At 64.2% G+C, this 23100-nt stretch carries 21 protein-coding genes and 1 pseudogene; 18 read left to right on the forward strand and 4 right to left on the reverse strand.

Going from position 1 to position 23100, the window contains the following annotated elements:
• Positions 1 to 39 precede the first annotated feature (39 nt).
• The 5 genes and pseudogenes from THIVI_RS15700 (at position 40) to THIVI_RS15720 (ending at position 6611) form a co-directional block, all read left to right on the forward strand.
• Positions 40 to 1683 (forward strand): annotated as a pseudogene (locus THIVI_RS15700) (IS1182 family transposase).
• 329 nt (positions 1684 to 2012) lie between these two features.
• Entirely contained in the window at positions 2013 to 2705 is a 693-nt protein-coding gene (locus THIVI_RS15705; RefSeq protein WP_014779526.1) for a GntR family transcriptional regulator, read from the forward strand.
• A 145-nt stretch (positions 2706 to 2850) separates the two neighbouring features.
• Positions 2851 to 3741 (forward strand): methylisocitrate lyase, encoded by an 891-nt coding sequence (gene prpB / locus THIVI_RS15710; RefSeq protein WP_014779527.1) that lies wholly within the window; start codon positions 2851 to 2853, stop codon positions 3739 to 3741.
• Positions 3742 to 3775: 34 nt separating this feature from the next.
• On the forward strand, positions 3776 to 4933 hold the full coding sequence (gene prpC / locus THIVI_RS15715; RefSeq protein WP_014779528.1) for a bifunctional 2-methylcitrate synthase/citrate synthase: 1158 nt from the start codon (positions 3776 to 3778) through the stop codon (positions 4931 to 4933).
• 229 nt (positions 4934 to 5162) lie between these two features.
• A complete protein-coding gene (locus tag THIVI_RS15720; RefSeq protein ID WP_014779529.1) occupies positions 5163 to 6611 on the forward strand; it encodes a bifunctional 2-methylcitrate dehydratase/aconitate hydratase in 1449 nt (482 codons plus the stop codon).
• A gap of 117 nt (positions 6612 to 6728) precedes the next feature.
• On the opposite strand, the gene THIVI_RS22915 is transcribed toward THIVI_RS15720, so the two are convergent.
• Positions 6729 to 7421 (reverse strand): hypothetical protein, encoded by a 693-nt coding sequence (locus THIVI_RS22915; protein ID WP_014779530.1) that lies wholly within the window; start codon positions 7419 to 7421, stop codon positions 6729 to 6731.
• Between the two features lie 307 nt (positions 7422 to 7728).
• Here THIVI_RS22915 and THIVI_RS15730 point away from each other — a divergent pair, with 307 nt between their 5' ends.
• Complete coding sequence (locus THIVI_RS15730; protein ID WP_041447215.1) at positions 7729 to 8838, forward strand: IS5 family transposase; 1110 nt, start codon at positions 7729 to 7731, stop codon at positions 8836 to 8838.
• Positions 8839 to 9043: 205 nt separating this feature from the next.
• Here THIVI_RS15730 and THIVI_RS15735 read toward each other — a convergent pair whose 3' ends face one another.
• Positions 9044 to 9868, reverse strand: coding sequence for a UDP-2,3-diacylglucosamine diphosphatase (locus tag THIVI_RS15735; RefSeq protein ID WP_014779531.1), 825 nt, complete (start codon positions 9866 to 9868; stop codon positions 9044 to 9046).
• A gap of 260 nt (positions 9869 to 10128) precedes the next feature.
• On the opposite strand from THIVI_RS15735, the gene THIVI_RS23870 reads away from it, so the two are divergent.
• The 5 genes from THIVI_RS23870 to THIVI_RS15760 all read left to right on the forward strand — a co-directional run bounded on the left by THIVI_RS23870 (position 10129) and on the right by THIVI_RS15760 (position 15533).
• Positions 10129 to 10710: a gamma-glutamylcyclotransferase family protein gene (locus tag THIVI_RS23870; protein ID WP_245537284.1), complete on the forward strand. Its 582-nt coding sequence runs from the start codon at positions 10129 to 10131 to the stop codon at positions 10708 to 10710.
• Complete coding sequence (locus THIVI_RS15745) at positions 10656 to 11117, forward strand: OsmC family protein (RefSeq protein WP_014779533.1); 462 nt, start codon at positions 10656 to 10658, stop codon at positions 11115 to 11117. Before THIVI_RS23870 ends, THIVI_RS15745 begins: the two co-directional genes overlap by 55 nt.
• A gap of 166 nt (positions 11118 to 11283) precedes the next feature.
• The gene (locus THIVI_RS15750; protein ID WP_014779534.1) at positions 11284 to 12096 is read left to right on the forward strand and encodes a hypothetical protein; all 813 of its coding nucleotides are present in this window, start codon (positions 11284 to 11286) and stop codon (positions 12094 to 12096) included.
• Between the two features lie 105 nt (positions 12097 to 12201).
• Positions 12202 to 13950, forward strand: coding sequence for a RyR domain-containing protein (locus THIVI_RS15755; protein WP_014779535.1), 1749 nt, complete (start codon positions 12202 to 12204; stop codon positions 13948 to 13950).
• A gap of 296 nt (positions 13951 to 14246) precedes the next feature.
• Entirely contained in the window at positions 14247 to 15533 is a 1287-nt protein-coding gene (locus THIVI_RS15760) for a GGDEF domain-containing response regulator (protein WP_014779536.1), read from the forward strand.
• Positions 15534 to 15747: 214 nt separating this feature from the next.
• On the opposite strand, the gene THIVI_RS15765 is transcribed toward THIVI_RS15760, so the two are convergent.
• Positions 15748 to 17322, reverse strand: a complete 1575-nt coding sequence (locus tag THIVI_RS15765) for a GAF domain-containing protein (protein ID WP_014779537.1) — start codon at positions 17320 to 17322, stop codon at positions 15748 to 15750.
• Positions 17323 to 17436: 114 nt separating this feature from the next.
• Between THIVI_RS15765 and THIVI_RS15770 the strand changes: the two genes are divergently transcribed.
• From THIVI_RS15770 to budA, 6 genes are all read left to right on the forward strand, one after another.
• Positions 17437 to 18258 carry an MlaE family ABC transporter permease gene (locus THIVI_RS15770; RefSeq protein ID WP_014779538.1) on the forward strand — a complete coding sequence of 274 codons (822 nt, stop codon included), beginning with the start codon at positions 17437 to 17439 and terminating at the stop codon, positions 18256 to 18258.
• A gap of 12 nt (positions 18259 to 18270) precedes the next feature.
• Positions 18271 to 19008, forward strand: a complete 738-nt coding sequence (locus THIVI_RS15775; protein ID WP_014779539.1) for an ATP-binding cassette domain-containing protein — start codon at positions 18271 to 18273, stop codon at positions 19006 to 19008.
• The gene (locus tag THIVI_RS15780; protein WP_014779540.1) at positions 19005 to 20144 is read left to right on the forward strand and encodes an MlaD family protein; all 1140 of its coding nucleotides are present in this window, start codon (positions 19005 to 19007) and stop codon (positions 20142 to 20144) included. Before THIVI_RS15775 ends, THIVI_RS15780 begins: the two co-directional genes overlap by 4 nt.
• Complete coding sequence (locus THIVI_RS15785; protein WP_014779541.1) at positions 20132 to 20872, forward strand: ABC-type transport auxiliary lipoprotein family protein; 741 nt, start codon at positions 20132 to 20134, stop codon at positions 20870 to 20872. The genes THIVI_RS15780 and THIVI_RS15785 overlap by 13 nt, the downstream gene beginning before the upstream one ends.
• Before the next feature lie 230 nt (positions 20873 to 21102).
• Positions 21103 to 21288, forward strand: coding sequence for a hypothetical protein (locus THIVI_RS23875; RefSeq protein WP_157174480.1), 186 nt, complete (start codon positions 21103 to 21105; stop codon positions 21286 to 21288).
• Between the two features lie 204 nt (positions 21289 to 21492).
• A complete protein-coding gene (budA, locus tag THIVI_RS15790) occupies positions 21493 to 22371 on the forward strand; it encodes an acetolactate decarboxylase (protein WP_014779543.1) in 879 nt (292 codons plus the stop codon).
• Between the two features lie 90 nt (positions 22372 to 22461).
• On the opposite strand, the gene THIVI_RS15795 is transcribed toward budA, so the two are convergent.
• Positions 22462 to 22920 (reverse strand): bacteriohemerythrin, encoded by a 459-nt coding sequence (locus THIVI_RS15795; RefSeq protein ID WP_014779544.1) that lies wholly within the window; start codon positions 22918 to 22920, stop codon positions 22462 to 22464.
• 18 nt (positions 22921 to 22938) lie between these two features.
• Here THIVI_RS15795 and THIVI_RS26345 point away from each other — a divergent pair, with 18 nt between their 5' ends.
• Positions 22939 to 23085 carry a DNA/RNA non-specific endonuclease gene (locus THIVI_RS26345; RefSeq protein WP_217160906.1) on the forward strand — a complete coding sequence of 49 codons (147 nt, stop codon included), beginning with the start codon at positions 22939 to 22941 and terminating at the stop codon, positions 23083 to 23085.
• Positions 23086 to 23100: the final 15 nt, after the last annotated feature.

Below are 23100 nucleotides of genomic sequence, written 5' to 3' on the forward strand. Positions count from 1 at the left end.
AGGCTAGACGGCTTGCCGCCACCGCTTCGGAGACGACCCATGTCGCTGCAACTGCGCACCGCCTTTGAGATTCCGTCCGAGCCCCGTCGCGTCGCGCTCGCGGCCTTTCCGCACGGCACCCTGTGTTTACAGTTGGCCGAGCACGTTGGAGCGCTCTACGCCGATGAGCGCTTTGCCGATCTCTTCCCGCGCCGCGGTCAACCCGCCGAAGCCCCCGGCCGCTTGGCCTGGGTGACGATCTTGCAGTTTATCGAGGATCTGTCGGACCGGGCGGCCGCCGACGCCGTGCGCAGTCGCCTCGACTGGAAGTACCTGCTTGGGCTGGAACTGACCGATCCGGGCTTCGATCACACGGTGTTAAGCGAATTCCGAGCGCGTCTGGTGAAGAAGCAGGCCGCGCCGCGCTTGCTCGATGATCTCCTCCAGCAATTGCAGGAGCAGGGCTTACTCAAAGCCGGTGGTCGCCAACGGACGGATTCGACCCATGTGCTGGCCGCCGTGCGCGACCTCAATCGCCTGGAGCGTGTTGGTGAAACGCTACGTGCAGCCTTGAACAGCCTGGGTGTGGTCGTGCCCGAGTGGTTGCAGTCCTTGGCGCCGCCGACTTGGTACGAGCGCTACAGTCACCGCATCGAGAACTATCACTTACCGAAGGCTGATGAGGCCCGCCAGACCTTAGCGGCCACCATCGGAGCCGACGGACAGTTGCTTCTCAAGGCCATCGAGTCCGACCCCGAGCAGGCATGGCTGGAAAAGATTCCATCTATCCAGACCCTACGCAAGGTTTGGACCAGCAGTATGTCGAGCGCAACGGCCAATTGGTCTGGCGGGCGGTCGAGGACATGCCTCCTCCAGCGGCGATGATCAGCTCACCCTACGATCCAGACGCGCGCTACAGCACCAAGCGTAGCGTCGAGTGGGTGGGCTACAAAGTTCACTTGACCGAAACCTGCGAGGCGGTCAGGCCGCACCTGATCGTCAATGTCGAGACGACTCCGGCGACGACGCCTGATGACAATATGCTTGAGGTCGTCCATGCCTCGCTCGCGCCGCGTCAGTGGCTCCCGAGCGAGCACCTGGTCGACAAAGGCTATACCTCCGCTCAGGTGTTGCTGGACAGTCAACGGGAGTATCACGTCGCCGTCGTCGGCCCCGTGGCCGATGACCCGAGTTGGCAAACCCGGGCGGGAGAGGGTTTTGACAAGGCCCATTTTCACGTTGATTGGGAGCGCCACGTCGTGACGTGCCCAGTCGGGAAACAGAGCCTCTTGGTTGCCAAAGACGACGGTGCCTGGGATCAGCGTGGAGGCGCGGTTCTCGGCCAAAGATTGTACGCCGTGCGCCCATCGCGCTCAGTGCACGCGAGCGAAAAAGGAGCCGCGCATCATTGCCTTATCCTCGCGCGAGCAGTATGAGGTGTTACAGGGACGGCGTAAGGAGCAGGCCACCGAGGCGTTTCGTCAGCAGTACGCGGCCCATGCGGGTGTGGAAAGCACCCATGAGCAAGCCATCCGACGCAGTGGCCTGCGACAGTGTCGCTACATCGGGGAGGCAAAAACCCATCTGCAACACCTCGTCACGGCCGTGGCCATCAACCTGATTCGAGTCGGGGAGTGGTTGGGTGGAACCCCCATCGCGCCAACCCGCTGTTCGCGGTTTGCCGCGCTTCAGGGCGCGGGGTGAACTGGCCGAATGAATTCGCCACCAGTGTCAACGTTTGGCTGACCGGCCGACCGGCTGCCCGGCTGCCTAGTTGACCGACTGTCCAGACACTTGACGAGCTTCGCCTGAAACCGTTCGTGGTGAGCCCTGAACCCTGAATCTTTCGGCTCCCTTCATATACTGTGAATTGCTGACGGCCGCATATAAATAAGGATCGGCGGGAACCGCGAGGAACCATCCGGCAAACGCCAGGACTTGCCACAGCGGCAGTAATATTGTCGACAATTTATTGCTTTTATAAAATTATCATCTATTATTGCGCTTAAATTTCACTATATTGTCGACAATAAATGACGCCGAGTCCAGCCGAAGCTGATTCCGAAGAAGCCTGCTCAACCATCGCCGACCGGGTCTTCGACCAGCTTCGCCAAGCCATCGTGGCGGGCGAGATTCCGCCCGGCGGCAAGATCAGCGAGCCCGTCCTGGCGGCCCGTTACGGCATCAGCCGCGGCCCGCTGCGCGAGGCCATGCGACGGCTGGAAGCGACCAATCTGGTGGAGCGCAAGCCGAACGTGGGGGCGCGCGTGATCACGCTCTCCAGCGATCAACTGCTGGAGATCTATGTCATCCGCGAGGCGCTCGAAGGCATGGCCGCGCGACTCGCGGCGGAACGCATGTCCGACGCGGAGATCGCCGCACTTCAGGCTTTGCTGGAACGCCACCGGCGCGAGGTCGCCCGCGACGACTGGCAGACCTACTTTCAGCAGGAAGGGGATCTGGATTTCCATTTCCGGATCGTCCAGGGCAGCGGCAACCGCCGACTGATCGACATTCTCTGTAACGATCTCTACCACCTGGCGCGGATGTACCGCTGTCAGTTCGGGATGAAAAGCGACCGGGCGCGCGAGGCGCTAAAGGAACACGGGCAGGTCGTCGAAGCCATCGCCGAGCGCGATGGCGAGCTGGCCGAGTGGCTGATGCGTCGGCATATCCGTGCCTCGCGGCAGTCCATCGAGCGCCGGCTGGCCGCGAACCCGGCCTGACCACCAATCCGTCGCAACCGTCCCCTGGGACCGCCGACTTGTAGTCGGCCCTGGGGCAGTCGACTTGTCGTCGACCGTCTCTCCACGTTGTCCGACCAAGAAGTCAGCACCCAGTCATTCACAGATCATCAACGAGGCGAACACGATGACCGAAAAAACGACCCCCGGCGCCAAATTGCGTCGCGCCGTCCAGGAAGAACGTCCCTTGCAGGTCGTCGGCGCGATCAACGCCTATCACGCCATGATGGCCGAACGGACCGGCTACCGGGCGATCTATCTCTCCGGCGGCGGGGTCGCGGCGGGCTCTTTCGGCGTGCCGGACCTCGGAATGACCAGTTTGGATGACGTGCTGGAAGACGTGCGCCGTATCACCTACGCGACCGAGCTGCCGCTGCTGGTCGACGCGGATACCGGCTGGGGCGGCGCCTTCAACATCGCCCGCACGGTCAAGCAGATGAGTCGGGCGGGCGCGGCGGGCTGTCATATCGAGGATCAGGTGGCGGCCAAACGCTGCGGTCATCGCCCCGGCAAGGCGGTGGTCTCCAAGTCCGAAATGGTCGACCGCATCAAGGCCGCCGTGGACGCGCGCACCGACGACTTCGTGATCATGGCCCGCACCGACGCCTTGGCCGTCGAGGGCATGGACTCGGCCATCGAGCGCGCGGTGGCCTGTGTCGAGGCCGGCGCGGACATGATCTTTCCGGAGGCCATGACCGAGCTTGCCCAATACGAAACCTTCATCGCCGCCGTCCAGGTGCCGGTGCTGGCCAACATCACCGAGTTCGGCGCCACGCCGCTGTTCACCACGACCGAGCTGGGCGCGGTCGGCGTGTCGCTGGTGCTCTACCCGCTGTCGGCCTTCCGCGCCATGAACCGGGCTGCCCTCAATGTCTATCAGGCGATCCGCCGCGACGGCACCCAGGCCAACGTGGTCGACATCATGCAAACCCGCATGGAGCTGTACGACTATCTGAACTATCACAGCTTCGAGCAGAAACTCGACGAGTTGTTCGCGCAGTCGCAACCCGAGGCATAAACCAAAAAAGCAGTTGAACCGAGGAGAGGAAACGATGGCCGAGAACGACGCAAACCCCTTGCCCAAGCCAAAAAAATCCGTCGCCCTGTCCGGCACCGTCGCCGGCAATACGGCGATCTGCACGGTCGGACGGACCGGCAACGACCTGCACTATCGCGGCTATGACATCCTGGATTTCGCCGACCGGGCCGAGTTCGAGGAAATTGCCCACCTGCTGATCCATGAGCGTCTGCCGACCCGGACAGAATTGGCCGCCTACAAGCGCAAGCTCAAGGCCATGCGTGGCCTGCCGGCGGCACTGAAGACCGCACTGGAGCAGATTCCGGCCTCGTCCGCCCATCCGATGGACGTGATGCGTACCGGCTGTTCGCTGCTCGGTACCCTGGAGCCAGAAAAGGACAGCATGCCGGTTGGCGCGGCGCGCGAAATTGGCGACCGTCTGATCGCCTGCTTCGGCTCCATGCTGCTCTATTGGTATCACTTTGCCCATCACGGCCGGCGCATCGAGGTCGAGACCGACGACGAGACGATTGGCGGTCATTTCCTGCATCTACTGCACGGCGAGACACCGTCCGCCGATTGGGTGCGCGCCATGCACACCTCGCTCATTCTCTATGCCGAGCATGAGTTCAACGCATCGACCTTCACCGCGCGGGTGATCGCCGGCACCAACTCGGACATGTACTCGGCCATCACCGGCGCCACCGGCGCGCTGCGCGGTCCCAAGCACGGCGGCGCCAACGAGGCCGCTTGCGAGATCCAGCAACGTTACGCGAGCGCCGACGCGGCCGAGGCGGACATCCGCGAACGGGTCGCCCGCAAGGAGATCGTCATCGGCTTCGGCCATCCGGTCTATACCATCGCCGACCCGCGCAACGAGGTCATCAAGTCGGTCGCCCGGCGGCTGTCCGTGGCCAACGAAAACCTGGCGATGTTCGAGGTCGCCGAGCGGCTCGAAAGCGTCATGTGGGACCAGAAGAAGATGTTCCCCAATCTCGACTGGTTCTCCGCCGTTTCCTATGCGCAGATGGGCGTGCCGACCCCCTTGTTCACGCCCATCTTCGTCATCTCGCGCACCGCCGGCTGGGTCGCCCACGTCATCGAACAGCGTCAGGATGGCAAGATCATTCGCCCGAGCGCCAACTATGTCGGGGTCGAGAACCTCAAGTGGTTGCCGATTGAGCAACGCTAAACCGCGTCCTTTACGGTATGCGTCTTATTGAATGGTCAATTCGGTTCGCAATCATCCGTTGCGTCGGAGTCGACGCGGTTTAGGTGTCAAAAATTTCAAAACTGAAACCTGGGATCGCCGACATGTTGTCGGCGTCCAGTTCGGTGCCGACAGGATGTCGGCAACCCCGGAATACCTGCCGTTCTCCCCCCAAACAATTCGTCCCCCTTACAAACCGGAAATAAACCTCATGAGTTCTCACATCGCCGACGCCAACCTGCGTCCAGACCCGGACCAGGAACTGGTCGCCATCGCCGACTATGTCTGCAACTACAAAATCGCTTCGCCTGAGGCCATCGCCACCGCCCGCCATTGCCTGATGGACTCGCTGGGCTGCGCGCTGCTGGCCCTGCAATACCCCGAGTGCGCCAAGCACCTTGGCCCCATCGCTCCTGGCACGGTCGTGCCGCACGGCGCGCGCGTGCCGGGCACGCAGTTCCAGCTCGATCCGGTCAAGGCCGCCTGGGACATCGGCGCGCTGGTGCGCTGGCTGGATTTCAACGACACCTGGCTCGCGGCCGAGTGGGGTCATCCTTCCGATAACCTGGGCGCGATCCTCGGACTGGGCGATTATCTGTCGCGCTGCGCGATCGCCGATGGCGCCGCGCCGCTGACCGTCGCCGACGTGCTGCATTACATGGTCAAGGCCCACGAGATTCAGGGCGTGCTGGCGCTGGAAAACAGCTTCAACCGGGTCGGACTCGATCATGTCCTGCTGGTCAAGGTCGCCTCCGCCGGCGTCGCGGCGTCGATGCTGGGCGCCGACCGCGATCAGGTCATCGATACTCTGTCGCAGGCCTGGGTCGATGGCCAGGCGCTGCGCACCTATCGTCACGCGCCCAACACCGGCTCGCGCAAATCCTGGGCGGCGGGCGACGCTAGCTCGCGCGCCGTGCGTCTGGCGATGATGGTGCAGAAGGGCGAGATGGGCCTGCCTTCGGTCCTGACCGCGTCCCGCTGGGGGTTCTATGACGTGCTCTTCAAGGGCAACCGTTTCGCGTTCCAGCGCGACTACGGCAGTTATGTGATGGAGAACATCCTGTTCAAACTCAGCTTCCCGGCCGAGTTCCACGCCCAGACCGCCGTCGAGTGCGCCATGACCCTGCACCCGCTGGTCAAAAATCGCATCGACGAGATCGCGCGCATCGAGCTGACCACCCAGGAATCCGCCGTGCGCATCATCAGCAAGGACGGTCCGCTCCACAACCCGGCCGACCGCGATCACTGCCTGCAATACATGGTTGCCGTGCCGCTCATCCACGGGCGCCTGACCGCGGACGATTACGAGGACGCGGTTGCCGTCGATCCGCGTATCGACGCACTCCGCGCGAAGATGACCGTGCGCGAGGATCCGCGCTATACCGCCGAGTATCTGGATCCGGACAAGCGTTCCATCGCCAATGCCGTGCAGGTTTTCTTTACCGACGGCACCAGCACCGACAAGGTGGAGGTCGAGTACCCCATCGGTCACCGCCGCCGCCGCGCCGAGGGGATTCCGGTCCTGGAGGCAAAATTCCTGAACGCGCTAAAGACCCGCTTTCCCAAGGGGCAGGCCCAGCGGATCTATGATCTATGCCAGGATGAACAGCGGCTGATGGCGACGCCCATCAACCAGTTCATGGATCTGTTCGTGATCTGAACCCGTCTTGAGCGATCGCTGCCGAACGCTCATCCTCGGATGAGAAGTCTGCGTCAAGCGTCCCGATTTCTGGGAGCCAGCAGGGCGTAGGGGCGAATGAATTCGCCCCTACTGTTCCTATTCGCGACGGTAGGCGCGCATGGCCTGATCCGCCTCCATTAACTGGTTGCCATTACATCTCGGCAAGGCTTCCGTCCGCCGGCCACGCCGATCATAGTAGACGACACAATCGTTCCTGAACACGACCTCGCTTTCGCCATTCTTGCCAGCAATGACCCGTGGCGGCCTGTCGCCATCGTCATGCCAGCTGCCGCCACCGCGGCGCCCCTGCTCGCGGAAGTAGTCGTCGGCGGCGTCGTCGGCGTGGCGTCGGTCGCTCTGGCTGCAACCGCTGCTACGGGTGATCAAGTCGCCGTCGCGATCGTATCGCGAGGTGCAACCGCTCGGCATCCGGACCTCGATCTCGCCGCCGCGACGGGGCAGGATCTCGGGCCTGCCGCCGGAAGACTGGGAGGGACGGCGTCCGCGATACTCCACATCGACCACGCGCCGGTCCGCGACCCTGCAGCTCCAGGGGTACTTTTTGCCGTCGATCTTGGCTTGGCCTTCGACCTTATAGTTCTTCTCGCCAGGCAGTTGGACCGCGCGGGCATCGCGTAGGTCGGTGAGTCCGTAGTCGCGACCGAGGCGGCTCTCGCAGTCGCGAATCGCATCCTTGTTGTCATAGGCAAAGGCGGCGCTCGGTGCCGTGAGCGTCAGAACCAGCAAGACGCCGAGGTGGGTTGGAAGGGGCTGGGTCTGTTTCGTCATGGAGAAACGCTCCGGTTTGACAGGATTGAGAATCGCTGAACGGGACAAGATTAGGGCCAAGAGGGCGACGCACGCAAATCACGTCCGGCCCCCCGGCCTTTGGCGCGGGGATCTTCCGGACACGCGACCTGGCACCAACGCTGGCCGCCGATCATCGTACAGCCAGGGGGTGCGCCGGGACCGAGCCGTTGCCGAAAGTGCCAGCAATTCTACGTCTGACGTGAGGGGGCGAAAACTCAGAGGGTGTAGACAAAAATAATTGAGCTGCTATTTGTATACCAGTCTACAACTGAGCTGGTGTGCGCTGATGTCGAAAGCTGGTCGTCCCCCCAAGATTCACGAGGCGGAGCAAGCGGTATTGCGTCAAATTGTCACGGATCGCCCGACCTCCACGCTGTCAGAGATTGCCCGGGAACTCGCGGCACGGACGGGAATCGAGGCTCATGAAGCCACGATTCGCAAGTCCTTGCGGGAGGCGGGCGTCACGCGCCTCCGGGGCGAGAGTGGTCTCGAGGCGCAAGCGCGCGCAACGCCGCGTCGGTATGGGTATACGGATGCGCATCGTCGCCACGACCCCGACCAAAGCTACCCAAGTTGTCTGACCGATGCGGAGTGGGACTTGGTCGCCGCTCTCTTTGAGATGCCGGGCGGGCGGGGTCAACCGCCCCGCGTGTCGCGCCGGAGCATCCTGGAGGCGTGTTGCTACGTGGTGCGCACGGGGTGCGCGTGGCGGATGCTGCCGCACGATTTCGCGCCTTGGCAGAATGTCTACAAGACGTTTCGCCGTTGGAGTGCGGCTGGGAAGTTTGAGCAGATGCATGATCGACTGCGGGGGCAATGGCGCGAACGCGAGGGGCGTGAGATCGCGCCGACGGCGGCGGTGCTGGATGCGCAATCGACCCGCGGCTCGCCGCAGGGTGGACCGAGCGGCTTTGATGCGGGCAAGCAGGTCAAGGGGCGCAAGCGCAGCCTGGTGGTCGATACCTTGGGGTTCGTGTTGGCGGTGAGCGTGGTCGCGGCCAATCTTCAGGACCGCGATGCCGCCTCGGGCGCCGTCGCTGACGCGGCCGCCAAGTACCCCCAGATCAACACGCTGTTTGTCGATAGCGCCTACGCCGGTCAATTTGCCCAAACCACCGAGCAGACCCACGCGATCCGCGTGGAAGTCGTGCGCCATCCAGCCAACAAAAGCGTTGGCTCCTGGCACGTGGACGGGGCGCCTGACCGAGTGGTGATCGCCAACGCCGACGGCTTCGTTCCGCTGCCGAAGCGCTGGGTTGTCGAGCGCACCCATGCGTGGAATGAGCGTGCCCGTCGATTGATCATGCATCATGACCGTCTGCCAGCGGTCTCCGAAACCTGGGTTTGGCTGGCGGAGGCGCGCATCCTGCTGCGGCGGTTGACCACAACGGTTTGATTTTGTCTACACCCTCTCAGACGAATCATGTCCGCCGCGCGTGAAGTCGTTCGTGGTTCGACCCTTCGGCTCCGCTCAGGATTCGCCACGAACGGTTTCAGGCAGAGGGGCGGCTGGGGGGGCCGACCGCGCGGAGGATTTCCCGTTCGTCCTTGAGTTTGTCGAAGGCGAATGGGAAATCGGTACAGTCTTTCCCGGAAATCGCCTAACTTGCCTGGGCCAGCGCGATGGCGGGGGCGGGGGTGATCGCTGGCGCGACCAGCGATTCGGGATAGGCATCGGTCCAGCGCAGCAGTTCCAGACGTCCGTCGTGATGCTCGACCAGCGCCGTGCAGCTCTCGACCCAGTCGCCGCAGTTGCAATAGGACACGCTGGCGATGTCGCGCATCTCGGCGTGGTGGATATGGCCGCAGATCATGCCGTCGAGTTCGCGCCGCTCGGCTTCCCGGGCGAGGGCCTGCTCGAAGTTGCCGATATAGCTCACGGCGTTCTTGATCTTGTGCTTGAGATAACCGGCCAGCGACCAGTATTTCAGCCCGAACAGGGAACGGACGCGGCTGAGCAAGCCATTCAGCGCCAGCAGAGTGTCGTAGGCGCGCGAACCGAGCTTGGCGAGCCAGAGACTGTTCTGGACCACGCCGTCGAATTTGTCGCCATGCAGCACTAGAAAACGCCGGCCATCGGCGGTGGTGTGGACGACTTCGTCGCGTACCGTCACCTCGCCGAAACTGGCGCCCAGATGATCGCGAAACAGATCGTCATGGTTGCCGGGGAGATAGATGACCTCGGTCCCCTGACGGGCCTTGTCCAGGATTTCCCGCACAACCTGGTTGTGCGAGTCGGGCCAGTAGAGACCGTTTTTCATCGCCCAGACATCGACGATATCGCCAACCAGATAGAGCTGCCGACACTGGGTCGCTTGCAGAAAATCCAGGACGAATCGGGCCTGACAGCCCCGAAATCCCAAATGCACATCCGAGATGAAGATGCTGCGGTATTTCAGGGGGTTCATGCGTTTGATATCGGACATCGCATTCGCTGCCTCTGCCAGAAAAATTCGTGCAATGTTGTCCGAATTTTGTTGCCGCACGGTTGAGGCTTGGTGAAGATACGATGAAGATCGCGGGCGGTTGTCAGGGATTGTCGCATCCCGAAAATGGCGTGCCGCATCGGGTTTTGGCGGGAGTTGCCGGCTGAATGCTATAGTTCGGGAATTTCCACCGATGCCCCGCGGGGAACATTCAATGGACGCGCAAACGATCCCGATGCGAACCGGCGCGGTTGTCGAGGATGATCGGGCGCCGCGCCAGTTGTCGGGCGCCCCGCGCGCATCCTGAGACCGCCGCCATGCGCCATCGCGTCTTCGTCTATGGCACCCTGCTGCGCGGGGAGGTCAATCATCGCCTGCTGAACGGCGCGGATTGGCTGGGGCCGCATCGCACCGCGCCCTGCTTTACGCTTTACCGCGTCGGTGCCTATCCGGGCGCGGCCCGCGGCGGGGCGACCGCCATCGTCGGCGAGGTGTATGCCCTGGATGGCGCCGGTTTGCGCCAACTCGACCGGCTGGAGGACTATCCGATCCTCTATGATCGACACTTGATCGCAACGCCCTATGGCCGTGCCTGGATCTATGTCTATCGCGGCCGGCTGCGCGACCGGCCGGTCATCGGCGGCGGCGACTGGCGTGCCTTCGCCGCGGATCCGCAGTCCTTGCGGGCCGCCGGCGTGCGTTGCGTCAGGGATCCCAAGACCCGTCACCGGCGGTCGTCGCCATCCACAGCTTCAGACGCGATAACCACCAAGATCGAGGAAAGAGCATGTCCGAAGAAGGCCGTTTCACCATCCATCTTGAGCAACGGGAAGGCTTCCTGATCAATGTCGCGTTCGACTGGAAGCGCGCCCCCGATCTGCTGATGGACGAGCCCCCGCCGCTTGGCGAGCAGCAGGGGCCGAACGCCTCGCGCCTGCTGGCCGCCGCCGCGGCCAACTGTTTGAGCGCGAGCCTGCTCTATTGCGTCTTCAAGGAGGAGCCGCCAGAAAACTGTCTGCGCGCCGAGGCCACCTGCATCATGGTCCGCAACGAGAAAAAGCGTCAGCGGATCGGCGCTCTGGAGATCCGGCTGATCCTGGCCGATGTCGTCACGCAGTCGCCCCGTTTCGCCCGCTGCAAGACCCTGTTCGAGGACTTCTGCGTGGTGTCGGCGAGCATCCGCCAGGGCATTCCGATGCGCGTCACGCTGCTGGATGGGCAGGGCGTTATCCTGCATGAGTCCGAGTGAAACCATGGCGTGTCGATCCGCGCCCACGGGAGCCAGCAATTCTCGTTGAGACGTAGGAGCCCGCTTGCGGGCGACATGATTTGGGTCTGCCAAACACCGTCGCCCGCAAGCGGGCTCCTACGATGGGATGACGCCAACATGAGAACTGCTGCACGGGAGCGGGTTGATGGACATCGGCGAGATGACTCGGGAAAACGCCGGACTTGCGCCATCCGAAGCCGTGACCGCCCTCGCCGGCGCGCTCGACGCGCTGGGGCTTTCGGAACCCAGGCCGGTGCTGGTGCTGATCGGCGGGGCCGCGAATGTCGATCCGGCGGTGGCGGAGGCCCTGCTGATCCTGTTCGAGCGACTGGCGCCCCGCTTGGATGCGCTGGATGTCACGGTCGTCGATGGCGGGACCGCCTTTGGGGTCATGGCCTTGATGGGGCAGGCGCGCCATCGGACCGCCGCCCGCTTTCCGCTGGTCGGGATCGCGGCTCTTGGCACGGTGGCGCTGGAGACGCGGCCGTCGCGTGCCGCGGTCCGCGTTCTGTCCGGGGCGGGACATTGTGGGGACACCGATTGGTTTGGGGGACGGACCTCCGGCAAGGGCGCGCGGCTTGACCCGAACCACTCGCATTTTCTCCTGACGCCAGGAGATCGTTGGGGTGACGAATCGGCCTGGATCGTTGCCGCCGCGACCCAGCTTGCCGGCAACCGTCCAGCCCTGACCCTGGTCGCCGCCGGCGGGCTCGTGACCCGGCGCGACGTGGCGCTGGCGTTGCGGGCGGGTCGGCGTCTGATCGTCCTGGCCGGTACGGGCGGCACGGCCGATCTGCTGGCCGACGGGTGGCGTCACGGCCGGGAGATCGCGGATTTCCCGCTCGGAGCGCGCGAGCGCGCCTTGATGCAGGTGGTGGAGATGGCGGATGCCGCCGAATCCGTGGCCGCCCTCCTGGCCCAGACGTTTGCGTCGACGGGGGATGGGAAGGCGTCATGAGGATGCGGCCCCTGGGACCGCCGATTTGTAGTCGGCGATCCCAGTTGCCGACTACAAGTCGGCGGTCCCAGGGCCGTTTCCTGGAAATGACCCGAGTGCCTCTCCATGTTATTTGGCCCATCGCTTATCCATGTCTGCGGCTCCGAGCCGCTCGCCTCGCGTGTCGTCGCGGGATTGCGCGCGGATGGGCGACGGGTGCGCCTGGTCTCGCCCGACCAACTGACGACGCTGAAGCCGGCCCGAATCCGTACCCTGATCCTGGCCGATCCACCCGATCCGGCGGGCTTGATCGCCGCGTTCGCCACCCGACTGGCTCAAATTCGGCGAGGGTTCGGTGCTGAGCCCGTCCGGCTGATCCTGATGCACTTGGCCGATCCGCCGCCCCCGCTGCCAGACTTGAACCTCGGTGGACGGCTGCGCCTGGAGACCTTCGCCATCGAAAACCGCGCCATGCGCGCGCTGCTTGCCCGCTGGCCGCTGCATTCCGGCATGGATCCGCCGTTCGGTCAGGTGCCGCATCTGCTGATCGCGGGGTTCACGCCCTCCGCCGGCGCTTTTCTGGTCCAGGCGCTGCGGCTGATCCACTACGCCGACGCGCGCCCCCGGGTCAGCATTCTCTGTGACGATACGGCGCGCGCGGCCGCGCGTTTCCAGGCTGACTATCCTCAGGCCGATCAAGTGGCGGAGATTCGGTTCGCGCCGCTCGCGTCACCGCCACTCAAGGACACGCCAGCCGTCACCCTCGCCCTGGTCTGCCAGGACGCTCCCGGCCCGGAGGGTCTTCGGGTGGCGCGCGCGCTTGTCCAGACCATTGCCCGCGCGCAACGCGCCTCGCCGCCGATCCTGCTGGAGATCGGCGACGACGAGGCAAGGGGCGACATCGCGGACTGGGATGGACAGATCATCCCCTTCTCGTCGCTCCGCGAGGTCTGCCGCCCGGAAGTATTGCTCGATGGTCTCGGCGACGAGGCGGCTCGGACCATCCATGAATACTATTGCGACAGCATCGCCGCTCAGGGACGCGATCCGGGCACCGAGCCAGCCGGCGAGCCCTGGCCGCGACTGGCCACGTCCTATCGGCAGGCCAACCGCCATCAGGCGGACCATCTCTGGGCCAAGCTGGCCGTCACGGATTGCCGCGCGGTCGCCGAGGAGATGGTGGACGCCTTCGCCTTCACGCCGCTGGAGGTGGAACGGCTGGCCCTGATCGAACACCGGCGCTGGGCCGCCGACCGGTCGCTGGATGGCTGGAGTTATGCCCCGGTACGCGACAATGCCCGCAAGCATCATCCGCAGCTCATCCCCTATGCCGAGCTGTCCGAACCCATGAAGGATCTCGACCGTTTCGCCGTGCGCGGCGTGCCGAACCTGCTGGCGCGTTCCGGGCTGGGGGTGGTGCGTCTGCTGATCGTCGGCATCCCCGCGCCGGGTGCGGGGTCGGTCAGCGGGAAACGGCTGCGCACCCTGACCCGTTTGGTTCTGGAGCGGCTCGTCGCCCGCTATCCGGATCGCGCGCTCGTGTTCGCCGCCACCCTGGCGGATCCGGCAACGCGACAGGTGGCGCGACAGGCGCTCGATCAGAGCGGCGCCGGACTCTTCTGGCTGCTGTCCCAGCCTATCGACGAACTGCTGGCCGCCCAGCCCGACGCCGCCGCGCGGCGGGATCTGCTGGAACTTGCCGCCCGCGCCGAGCGCCGAATCGCGCTGGACGGCGAGGGCGAACTGGCGCGCTGGTTTGCCGCGCGGGCCGAGATCGTCATCGCGCTGGGAGCGATCGCGCCCATGGCCGAACCCGTCAGACGGGTCACGCTCGCGGCCGGCTGGGCCGGACTCGACTGGAACTTCGAGTATTGATCCCGGCCACGCGCGGACTCCTTTCGGGATGCACTGCCATGCAGTTAAGCCGTTCGTGGTGAGTGTGTCGAACCATGAACGGCTTAACTGCATGGCAGCGCCCTCCGGGATGGCTAACGTCGTTGCACACGAAGCTTCGTCCGCCAGGCCAGCACTCGACGCGAAGATGATGTTTGCCGAAAATCGCTTTAGAATCCGCCCTTTTCCTCGCGGCTGGGATGGCTTGAGTTCGAGTGTTTCGAGTATGGCCTGTCGAACAGTGACTTTCGGCGGTCCCCGACAGAGGCAAGCCCCCAATGATTCAGATGATGAATGACGCGACCAGCGTCAGCGCAACCGGCACGGTGCTGGTGGTCGAGGACAGCCGTTCCCTGCGCGGTCTGCTGAGCGCCTATCTCGACGATGCGCATGGCTTGAGGACGGTGGAGGCGGGGTCGCTGGCCGAGGCGGAAGCGGCGCTGGCCCTGGATCCCACGCGGTTCTTCGCCGCCGTGCTGGATCTCAATCTACCGGATGCCCCGGAGGGCGAGGTCGTGGATCTGGTGCAGCGTCACGGGATTCCGGTGGTGGTGCTGACCGGCTCCCTAGATCCCTTGCTGCGGGAGACCATGCTGAGCAAACAGGTCGTGGATTATTTCGTCAAGCACAAGCGTAACGAGATCGAACAGGTCGCGCACACGCTCGGACGCCTGTGGCACAACCGTCAGGTCAAGGTGATGGTGGTTGACGATTCGCCCAGTTTTCGGGCGTATCTGCAACGTCTGCTGGAGAGTTATCGCTATCGGACCTTGACGGCGAACAATGGCAGGGAAGCGCTGAAGCGGCTAGCGGAACATCCCGAGACCAGTCTTGTGATCACCGATGTCAACATGCCCGAGATGAACGGACTGGAGTTGATCGAAGCCATCCGTCAGCAATATCGCCGCGAGGATCTGGCCGTGATCGGCATGTCGGATGCTTCCAAGCCCGGACTCTCGGCACGCCTGCTCAAGGCCGGCGCCAACGATTTCATCGCCAAGCCCTTTCAGGCGGAGGAGTTTTTCTGTCGCGTCACCCAGAACACCAACATGATGGAATACGTGCGCCGCCTGCGCGAGGCGGCCACCCGCGACGTGCTGACCGGACTGGCCAACCGGCGTCATGCCCTGGAGGTGTGCGAAAAGCTCTACGCCAATGCCCGGCGCGGTCATTTTCAGATCGCGCTCGGCATGATCGACGTCGATCACTTTAAGCAGGTCAACGATCGCTTTGGCCATCTGGTCGGCGACGATGCCTTGAAGCGGATTGCCGTCGCGCTGAGTCAATCGTTACGCGCGTCCGATCTTGTCGGGCGCTACGGGGGCGAGGAGTTCATCTGTTTACTCGTGATTAAACAAGACGATGACGCGGAATTGGTGTTAGAGCGGGTGCGCGCCGCCGTCGCTCAGGTGGATTTCGAGGATGGCGGAACGCCGATCCCGCTGACCGTGAGCATTGGGTTCGCCACCGAGCTGGAAACCTCGTTGCTCCAGATGATCGGACGGGCGGATGGCGCGGTTTATCGCGCCAAGGCGGAGGGACGTAACCGCGTTGTTCGCGGTTAGGGACAAGGGACAAGGGCAGCGATTTTCATGGCGGTTGGATCGTAGCGGCCTGGTGGTCGAACGCTCGGAGGACAGACGGGAAATCCGGGGTTCGGCGCGTGAAGCCGTTCATGGTTCGAGGGCCTCACCACGAACGGCTTCAGGGACACCATTGCTCATACAGTTATGTTCAAACTGAGAATTGCTGTCCTTGCCCCTTGCCCCTTGCCCCTTTCTACCCCCGCATAACATCGGCGTTGATGGCGCGCAGCACCAGACTGCGGAATTTCTTGGCGCGCAGCAGGTCGCTATCGGACCAGGGTTCGGAATGGCCCGAGGTGGTCTCGATCCAGCGATCGAAGGAGGAGCGCGGCGACAGGTGTTGACTCTGCTCGTCGAAGCAGACGTCCTTGCGCGGATCGCCGGCCCAGTAGACGGTGCGCGGCTGCTCGGGCCGCCACCAGAGAAAGACGCGCTCGCCACGTTTGTCGATATGGTCGAAACGACTGACACGCACCGCCAGCAGCCCGCTCGCGCGATCGGCGTAGTTCGTGGCGGGGTAAAACAGATTGGGCAGCGCGTCGGTGGAAAAGACCTGATCGCCAAGGCCGGTGCGCAGCCATTCGACCTGAGCCTGGATCTCCGGCCGGGTGGGCGTGATCCCGAAGGTCACGATCTGATTGCCGTCGACGAGCGCCGCGCCCTCGGCGGCGACCAGCGACAGGAGCGCGCGGCCGAGGGTCGGACCGGGATTGAAGGTGGGAGCGCCGAACGCGCTTGATCGACGATGGCTTTCGGCGTCGCGCAGGGCGTCGAGCAGGCGCACGATCTCCTGGTCGCTGCCGTTGACCTCGCGCAAACGACGGTTGTTCTGGTAGCCTCCGATGGAGAGCGTGAAGACTTGAGCCATCTCGGCGCAACGCTCGCGCACCGGCAACGGCAGGCTGCGCGGTGCGTGATGATGGCAGGCAATGAGCCCCCACAACCGTCCGTACAGGATCAGCGAGAAGGAGAGCGAGGCCGTCACGCCCATGTTCCGCAGATAGGCGAGATGGACCGGCGAGACGGCGCGCAGATCCGACAGGGTGAGATCGGCGATCGCCCCATCGTGAACCTGGATCGGCACCGGCTCGGCGGCGATGTCGGCGATCTGACGGTGCCGATTGCTGAGATACAGCGTTCGCGCGATCCGCGGAATATCCGACGCGGGATAGCGCAGCCCCAGGTAGGGCGAGAGACCCTCGGCCAGGCTTTCGCTGATGACCTCGCCGCAGTCGTCATCCCGGAAACGGTAGATCATGACGCGCTCGAAGCCGGTGGCGGCGCGCAGCTCGTTGGCCAGGTATTGGCACTGCTGCTCCCAGTCCAGTTCGGTGTAGGGCATCCGATACAGACGATGCGGCACCGGCCGATCGGCGTCGTGCTGGCGTGTGGGCGGCAGTGATGTCTCCAACTCCAGCAGCCAGTTCTGTTCGTTGCAGGACAACAACCCGTCCAGACTGCCGCGTGGACCGCTGAACAGATTGCGATACAGCCGCTTTTCGGTGGACGGTTGCATCCAGGTATCGTCCGCGGCGGCCGTGGCATCGGTCGGGGGCGGAACGTCCGGCAGGATGGCCGCGAGCGGCTGGCCCAGCGCCTCGTCGCACCCGTGTCCGATCCAGTCGGCGAGATTGGCGCTCGCAAAGCGGATTCGCGGATCGCCGACCATCCCGCCGAGCAGCGCGCCGTCGGGCTGGATGGCCTGGACGCGATGCAGTTGCTCGCGTTCGCACTCGGCCAGAAAACCTTGCAGTGAAAGCTCGCTCATCGATGTTGCCCTCAAATTGAAGCGGAGCGGAAATCAGCCGTCATCGGGTAAGATCCCCTCGGACAAGTCTCTCAACCGACGTACCAACGACGCTACCTTACTGGATGCGGTTTCATGAACCAACACCGCCCATCCCGCGCCCTCCGCATCGACACCCAGCCGCGCCGTCCTTTCCATGGACCCGCCGGCTGGATCGAGGGCATCGGCCTGGCCGGACTGGCGCTCCTGAGCTGTGGCGGTCTCTATCTGCGCATTCTCGCCGGCCGGTCGCGTCTCGATCTGCCGGCCCTGGCCGTCTCGCTGCGTCAGGCCGGGCTGTCCATCCTGCCCGCGATCACCCTGACGAGCCTGGCGGTCGGTCTGATTCTCGGCCGCCAGACCCAGAGGATTCTGGATCAGTTCGACCTGCCGGGGCTGGTGCTGGTCTCGGTCATCCATGCGGTCGCGCTGGAGTTCGTGCCCATTCTGGTCGGTATCCTGGTGGCCGGGCGGGCCGGGGTGGCGCTGGCGGTGCGCCAGGCCACGCTCACGGTCAGCGGCGAGATGGACGGACTGCTGGCGAACGGCATCGATCCCATCCGCTTTACCCTGGGGCCGGTGCTGCTGTCGATGCTGCTGATGAGTTTCGCCTTCGCGGTCTGGGGGAGTCTGATCACGCTTGGTGCCACCGGACTCTGGCTCTGGGGGATGGCGGAACTGCCGCCGGCGCTCTTTCTGGACGCGCTGACCCGCGCCCTCGGTCCCGCTGATCTGCTGATGTCCGTGATCAAGCCGATGTTCTTCGCCCTCTTGATCGGTCTGATCGCGACCGTGAACGGAACTGCGGCGGGTCGCGATCCGCAAGGCATCGCACAGGCCGCGACCCGCACCATGATCGGCGCCGTCGCCGCGATCCTGTTCGCGGATCTGTTCTATAGTCTGCTGCCGCGCGGTTGATTGGAGCGCGCGATGACGGATGCACTGGCACTCGACGGGATTTATCAGCATGTCAAGGGACGCATGGCGCTCATGGATCTGCGGCTGCGTCTCGCCGAGGGCGACTGGCTGCTGGTCGTGGGGCCGAATGGCGCCGGCAAGAGTCTGCTGATGCGCCTGATTCTCGGGCTCGACCGCCCGTCCGCGGGGACGTTGCGGGTGTTTGGCGAGGATCTGGAACGGCTCGACGGGCGCGCCATGCGGCGTCTGCGGCACCAGACCGGGGCGGTGCTGCAGGGCGGATCCCTGCTGGCGAGCGCCACGGTGCTGGACAATCTGCTGCTGCCGTTGCGCGACACCGCCATGACCCGCCGGGACATGGCCCGCGCCGCGCGGCTGGTGATGACCCTGCTGCAACTCGACGGACTCGAAAACCATCCGCCGCGCGCGCTCTCGCTGGGCCAGCAGCGTCAGGTCGAACTGGCGCGGGCGCTCATCCACCAGCCCCGGCTGCTGATCTGGGACGGACTCTCGGATGGGCTGGATCTCACCGCCATCCGCGAGACGCTGGAGCGGCTGGGCAAACTTCGGGAGAACCGTAAACTGACACTCATCGCCACCGACAACCGGCCGGAGATTCTGGCCGATGCCCGGCATCGGGTCGCGGTGCTCGATCGCGGCCGGCTGCTGTTCGAGGGACCGGCGACCGATCTGGCCGCCGCCAGCGCATCGCGCCTGGAGCTGCGCTCCGCCCTCTGGGGGCAACCGTGAACCTGGACGAAGGCCCATCCAGCCACCGTCTGGAGCGTCTCTACGCGCCGCCCGAAATCGGCGCGCCCGGCAAACGCCAGGCGCGCGCGCAACGCCGGGATCTTTTGTTGGCGGGGCTGTTCGTGCTGGCCATGGCGGCGGTCCTCGTCGGCGCGCTGGCCCTGCTGCTGCCGGGTCTGTTCGGACGCGCCTATCGGGTGGACGCCTATTTTCTGAATGCCGATGGGCTGGAGGTCGGGATTCAGGTCATCCAGGAGGGCTATGTCATCGGGCTGGTGGAACGGGTGACGCCGGTGTTTCCAGGGCGGAATGCCGACCCCCAGGGCGCGTCCCTCAAGGCCGGATCCGGGAACTGCCCGCCGTTCGCCGACGCGCCTTCCCGTCATCCCGCGCTCCCCTGTTTTCGCGCCACCCTGCGGATCAAGGACGCCTGGCCGGTCCCTCGCGACAGCGTCGCGCAACTGGGCAGCGCCGGTCTGCTCAAGGGGGATGCCGTCAAGATCCGGCCGGGTCAGGCGCTCGACCTGCTGGCGGATGGCGCGGTCATCGACGCCCAGGGGCGGGAGGCGGATCTGCTGGCCCAGGTTGGGAACCTGACCGACACGCTCAAGACCCTGGTCGACGAGACCGTCGCCCCGGCGCTGATCAGTCTGCGCGATCAGATCAAGACCATCGAGACCCTGATCGGCACGGGCGAGGAGCAGGGCGACAATCGCGCGCGGCTCGCGGGCGCCTTCGAGAATCTGCGGGAACTCTCGGAGCGGCTCAAGGCGTCGATCGATCCACAGGCCATCGCGGCGATCCTGGCGTCGGTCCGGACCCTGTCCGACAACCTCGCCGGGATGAGCACGGAATTCAGCGGGAGCACCGACGATCTGCAACGCGCGGTGACCAATTATGGCGAGTTGGCGGTGGATCTCCGCGGACTGGTGCGGGACAACCGCCCCGCGCTGCAACGCACCCTGGACGATACGCAGTTTCTGCTTCAGGAACTCGCCACTGCCCTGACGCCGATCCTCACCAACATCGAGGACGCGACCCGCAACCTCTCCGCGCTCGCGCGCGAACTGCGCGCCGATCCCGCGACCATCCTCAAAAGCCGCGAAGTCGAGGAGAAGACGCCTTGGTTTCAGTAAGCCCATTGGCCATCGAAGGGCACCGCTTCGTCCGGCGTCACCGGTGGCATGCCCTCTCACTGGCGTTCCTGGCCCTCGCCGGCTGCGGCTCGTCCGCGCCGCTCCAGCGCGACCGTTTTTATGCCCTGGAGCCGCCGCCGTCCGTTCAGGCTCCCGGAAACACCGCGGCATCGGCCATTCTGCTGGTCAACCATCTGGCCGCGCGGGGCTTTCTTGGCGGACGGCAGATCGTCTATCGCGACCATCGCCAGCCGCTGCTGGTCGAGCGCTACGAAGAGCTGCTGTGGGAGGAGCCCGTGCCGCGCGCCCTGTCCCAAGTCATGGTCAACGCGATTCGAGATGCCGGCCTCTTTCGTGTCGTCGCGATCCCGGCGGATCGCGCGCGCTCGGACTATCTGCTCGGCGGCGAGGTGGAACGCTTCGAGCATCGGCCCACCGAGCAGCCGCCGCGCGTGATCGCGACACTGAACCTGTCGCTGGTCAGCACCAGCGACCGTCATGCGGTCTGGACCCGCCGTTACAGCGGGGAGGAAAGGGTCCAGGGCGCGACCCCGGACGCCATGGCGGAGGCATTCAACCGGCTCGCCGGGCGTCTGGCCGGCGAGGTGGTGCGCGATCTGCGGGCGTTCACGGGTCTGCCACAGTTTGGAATTACCCGGATTCGGTCGCTGAACATCAGCGGATCGACGGCCCAAATCCGGTCCATTGCGGCCGGTGACGCGCGATGACCGGATATCGCTTATCGGGCCGCGTCCATCGCGCCACACATGCAACTCCAGCCACGTAGGATGGGTAGAGCGAAGCGAAACCCATCGAACTCATGCGCCGACGTTTCCGATTCGCGCCCAACCAAAAACGCCCCCGGTTTCTCGAAGGCGTTCAAGTCAATCAGTCAGGCTTAGTGCAGTGGTTCGATGGGTTTCACGGCCAATCGGCGTCCGTGCCAACCGTTAGCGTTGTGCCATGGCCGTTCTACCCATCCTACGCTGGCTATTGCAAGACCGTGGGCGTCCCGAAGGGCTGCGTGGTGCGCCCGGTCGTGGTCGCACCGGCAGTGCGCGCGCCGGTGGTGGTGGCGCCGCGCGTAGGCCGCAGTCCGACCAACCTCAACGGTGGCGTCAACCGCGCTGGCGTTCGGCGCTAAAGCCTCGCCCAGGCAGGGCCATCGCGTCTCTGACGGCGCTAAAAGGTGTTTTAAGGCCGCTAAAGGGGAGGCGCTTTGGGTCCGTGACAGAAGGGGCGCAGGAAAGCCGTAGTGAGGCGCTGGTGAAGGCGGACATGGCGTCACAGGTAGGCCCGGCAATTTTTATCGCACAAGTCGCTATCGGTCATCATCAGGAAAACGCTCATGCCCAGACCCTGGCTCCTGCTTGCGCTCATCGTCGCCAGTTCGGTGCAGGCCGACCACGACCGCGAGACGCTGTATCAAGTCTCCACTATCGATGCCCTGCTGACCGGGGTCTACCAGCCTCTGGCCAAGCTCCGTGAGGTGTTGCCGCACGGGGATTTTGGTTTGGGTACCTTCGCCGCCCTCGACGGCGAACTGATCCTTTTGGACGGACAGGTCTATCAGGCCGCCGCCGATGGCCAAGTCCGACGCATGCCGCCCGACACCGGGACGCCGTTCATGGCCGTGACCTTTTTCGACGCCGACCAGATCCTCGATCCACCCCCCGATCAAACTTACGCAGCGTTCAAACCCTGGCTGGAGTCTAAGCTCCCGAGTCGGAATCTGATCTATGCCGTGCGCGTGGATGGCACCTTCCAGCACCTCACGGTTCGCAGCGTGCCACGACAGGCGCCGCCGTATCGGCCACTGGCGGAGGTGTCCAAGCAGCAGACCCTGTTTGAGCACGCGGCGATCCAAGGCACCTTGCTCGGTTTCTGGTGCCCGACCTTCCTGCAAGGTGTCAACGTCCCCGGTTTCCATCTCCATTTCCTGTCCGCCGATCGACAGCACGCCGGGCATGTGCTCGACTTCCGTCTCGCCAGTGGACGGGTCCAACTGGACCGAACCGAGGCGTGGGAGGTCCAGCTCCCGCTCGATCCGGCGTTTCTCAACGCGCCGCTCCAGGGAGGGGGACCAGAGTACCGCCTTGCAGGCGGTCGAGCAGGGACCATCCGCGCCATAATGGCATCCATGGGCCGCGATCCAGGCGAAATGATCCGGATAGGACGGTGTCGTTGCTTCCAGGCTTGGCGAAACGGCGCTAAAAAGGCGTTTTAAGACCACTCGAAGGGGAGGGGCTTTGGGTTCGTACCAGGAGAGAGGCCGGAAGACCGTGGCGAGGTCGGAAGGCGCGCACAACAGGCGCTCCTACGAACCAAAAACAAAGGGTTTTGGGGCACGTTTCAGATACGGAAGCATGGCGGTATCCATTTTTGCGACATGCCCCACAATCCAACTGCGTGACAAATTGAGAATTTCTTGATCAAGACCCGCGCGGAGTAATTCAGGGTCATTGAGTCCCCCTTCCGACGTTGCAAGTTGTTGCAGATGATCATTAACCTCCTTCAGCCGCACCAAAATATCCTGATGGGCCTGTTTATGCGCGAGGTATTCGGGATAACCGACCGAGAACTGAAGTTTTTCTTCGCGCAAGAAGTGTTCTTTTGTATAATCAAAGAGTTGTCCAAAAAAGAGCGGTAAATGCTGGATCTGGTCATGGGAATGGACGGCGAGTTCGACGCAATTAAAGATCGTAAAAAGATATTTGTGATCTTGATCGATCCGCTCGTCTCCCGTCGTTAACTGTGGTCGCCAGATAATCGGCATGGCTATTCTCCGTTTGAAGTGTACACGAGGCGGGCAACGGGCGATGTCTTCGTCTTTACCGGGCCGGTCTTTGCCGGTCAACCCGCCACCCTCGGTGCCGGTCGCGTGTGGGTGCCGACGCACCTGTTCAAGTTAGTCTACGATGTCGCCGAGAATCGCGCCTAGGCTGATTGGGTCGAA

The sequence above is a fragment of the Thiocystis violascens DSM 198 genome, from assembly GCF_000227745.2.
GTDB classification, from domain to species: Bacteria; Pseudomonadota; Gammaproteobacteria; order Chromatiales; family Chromatiaceae; genus Chromatium; species Chromatium violascens.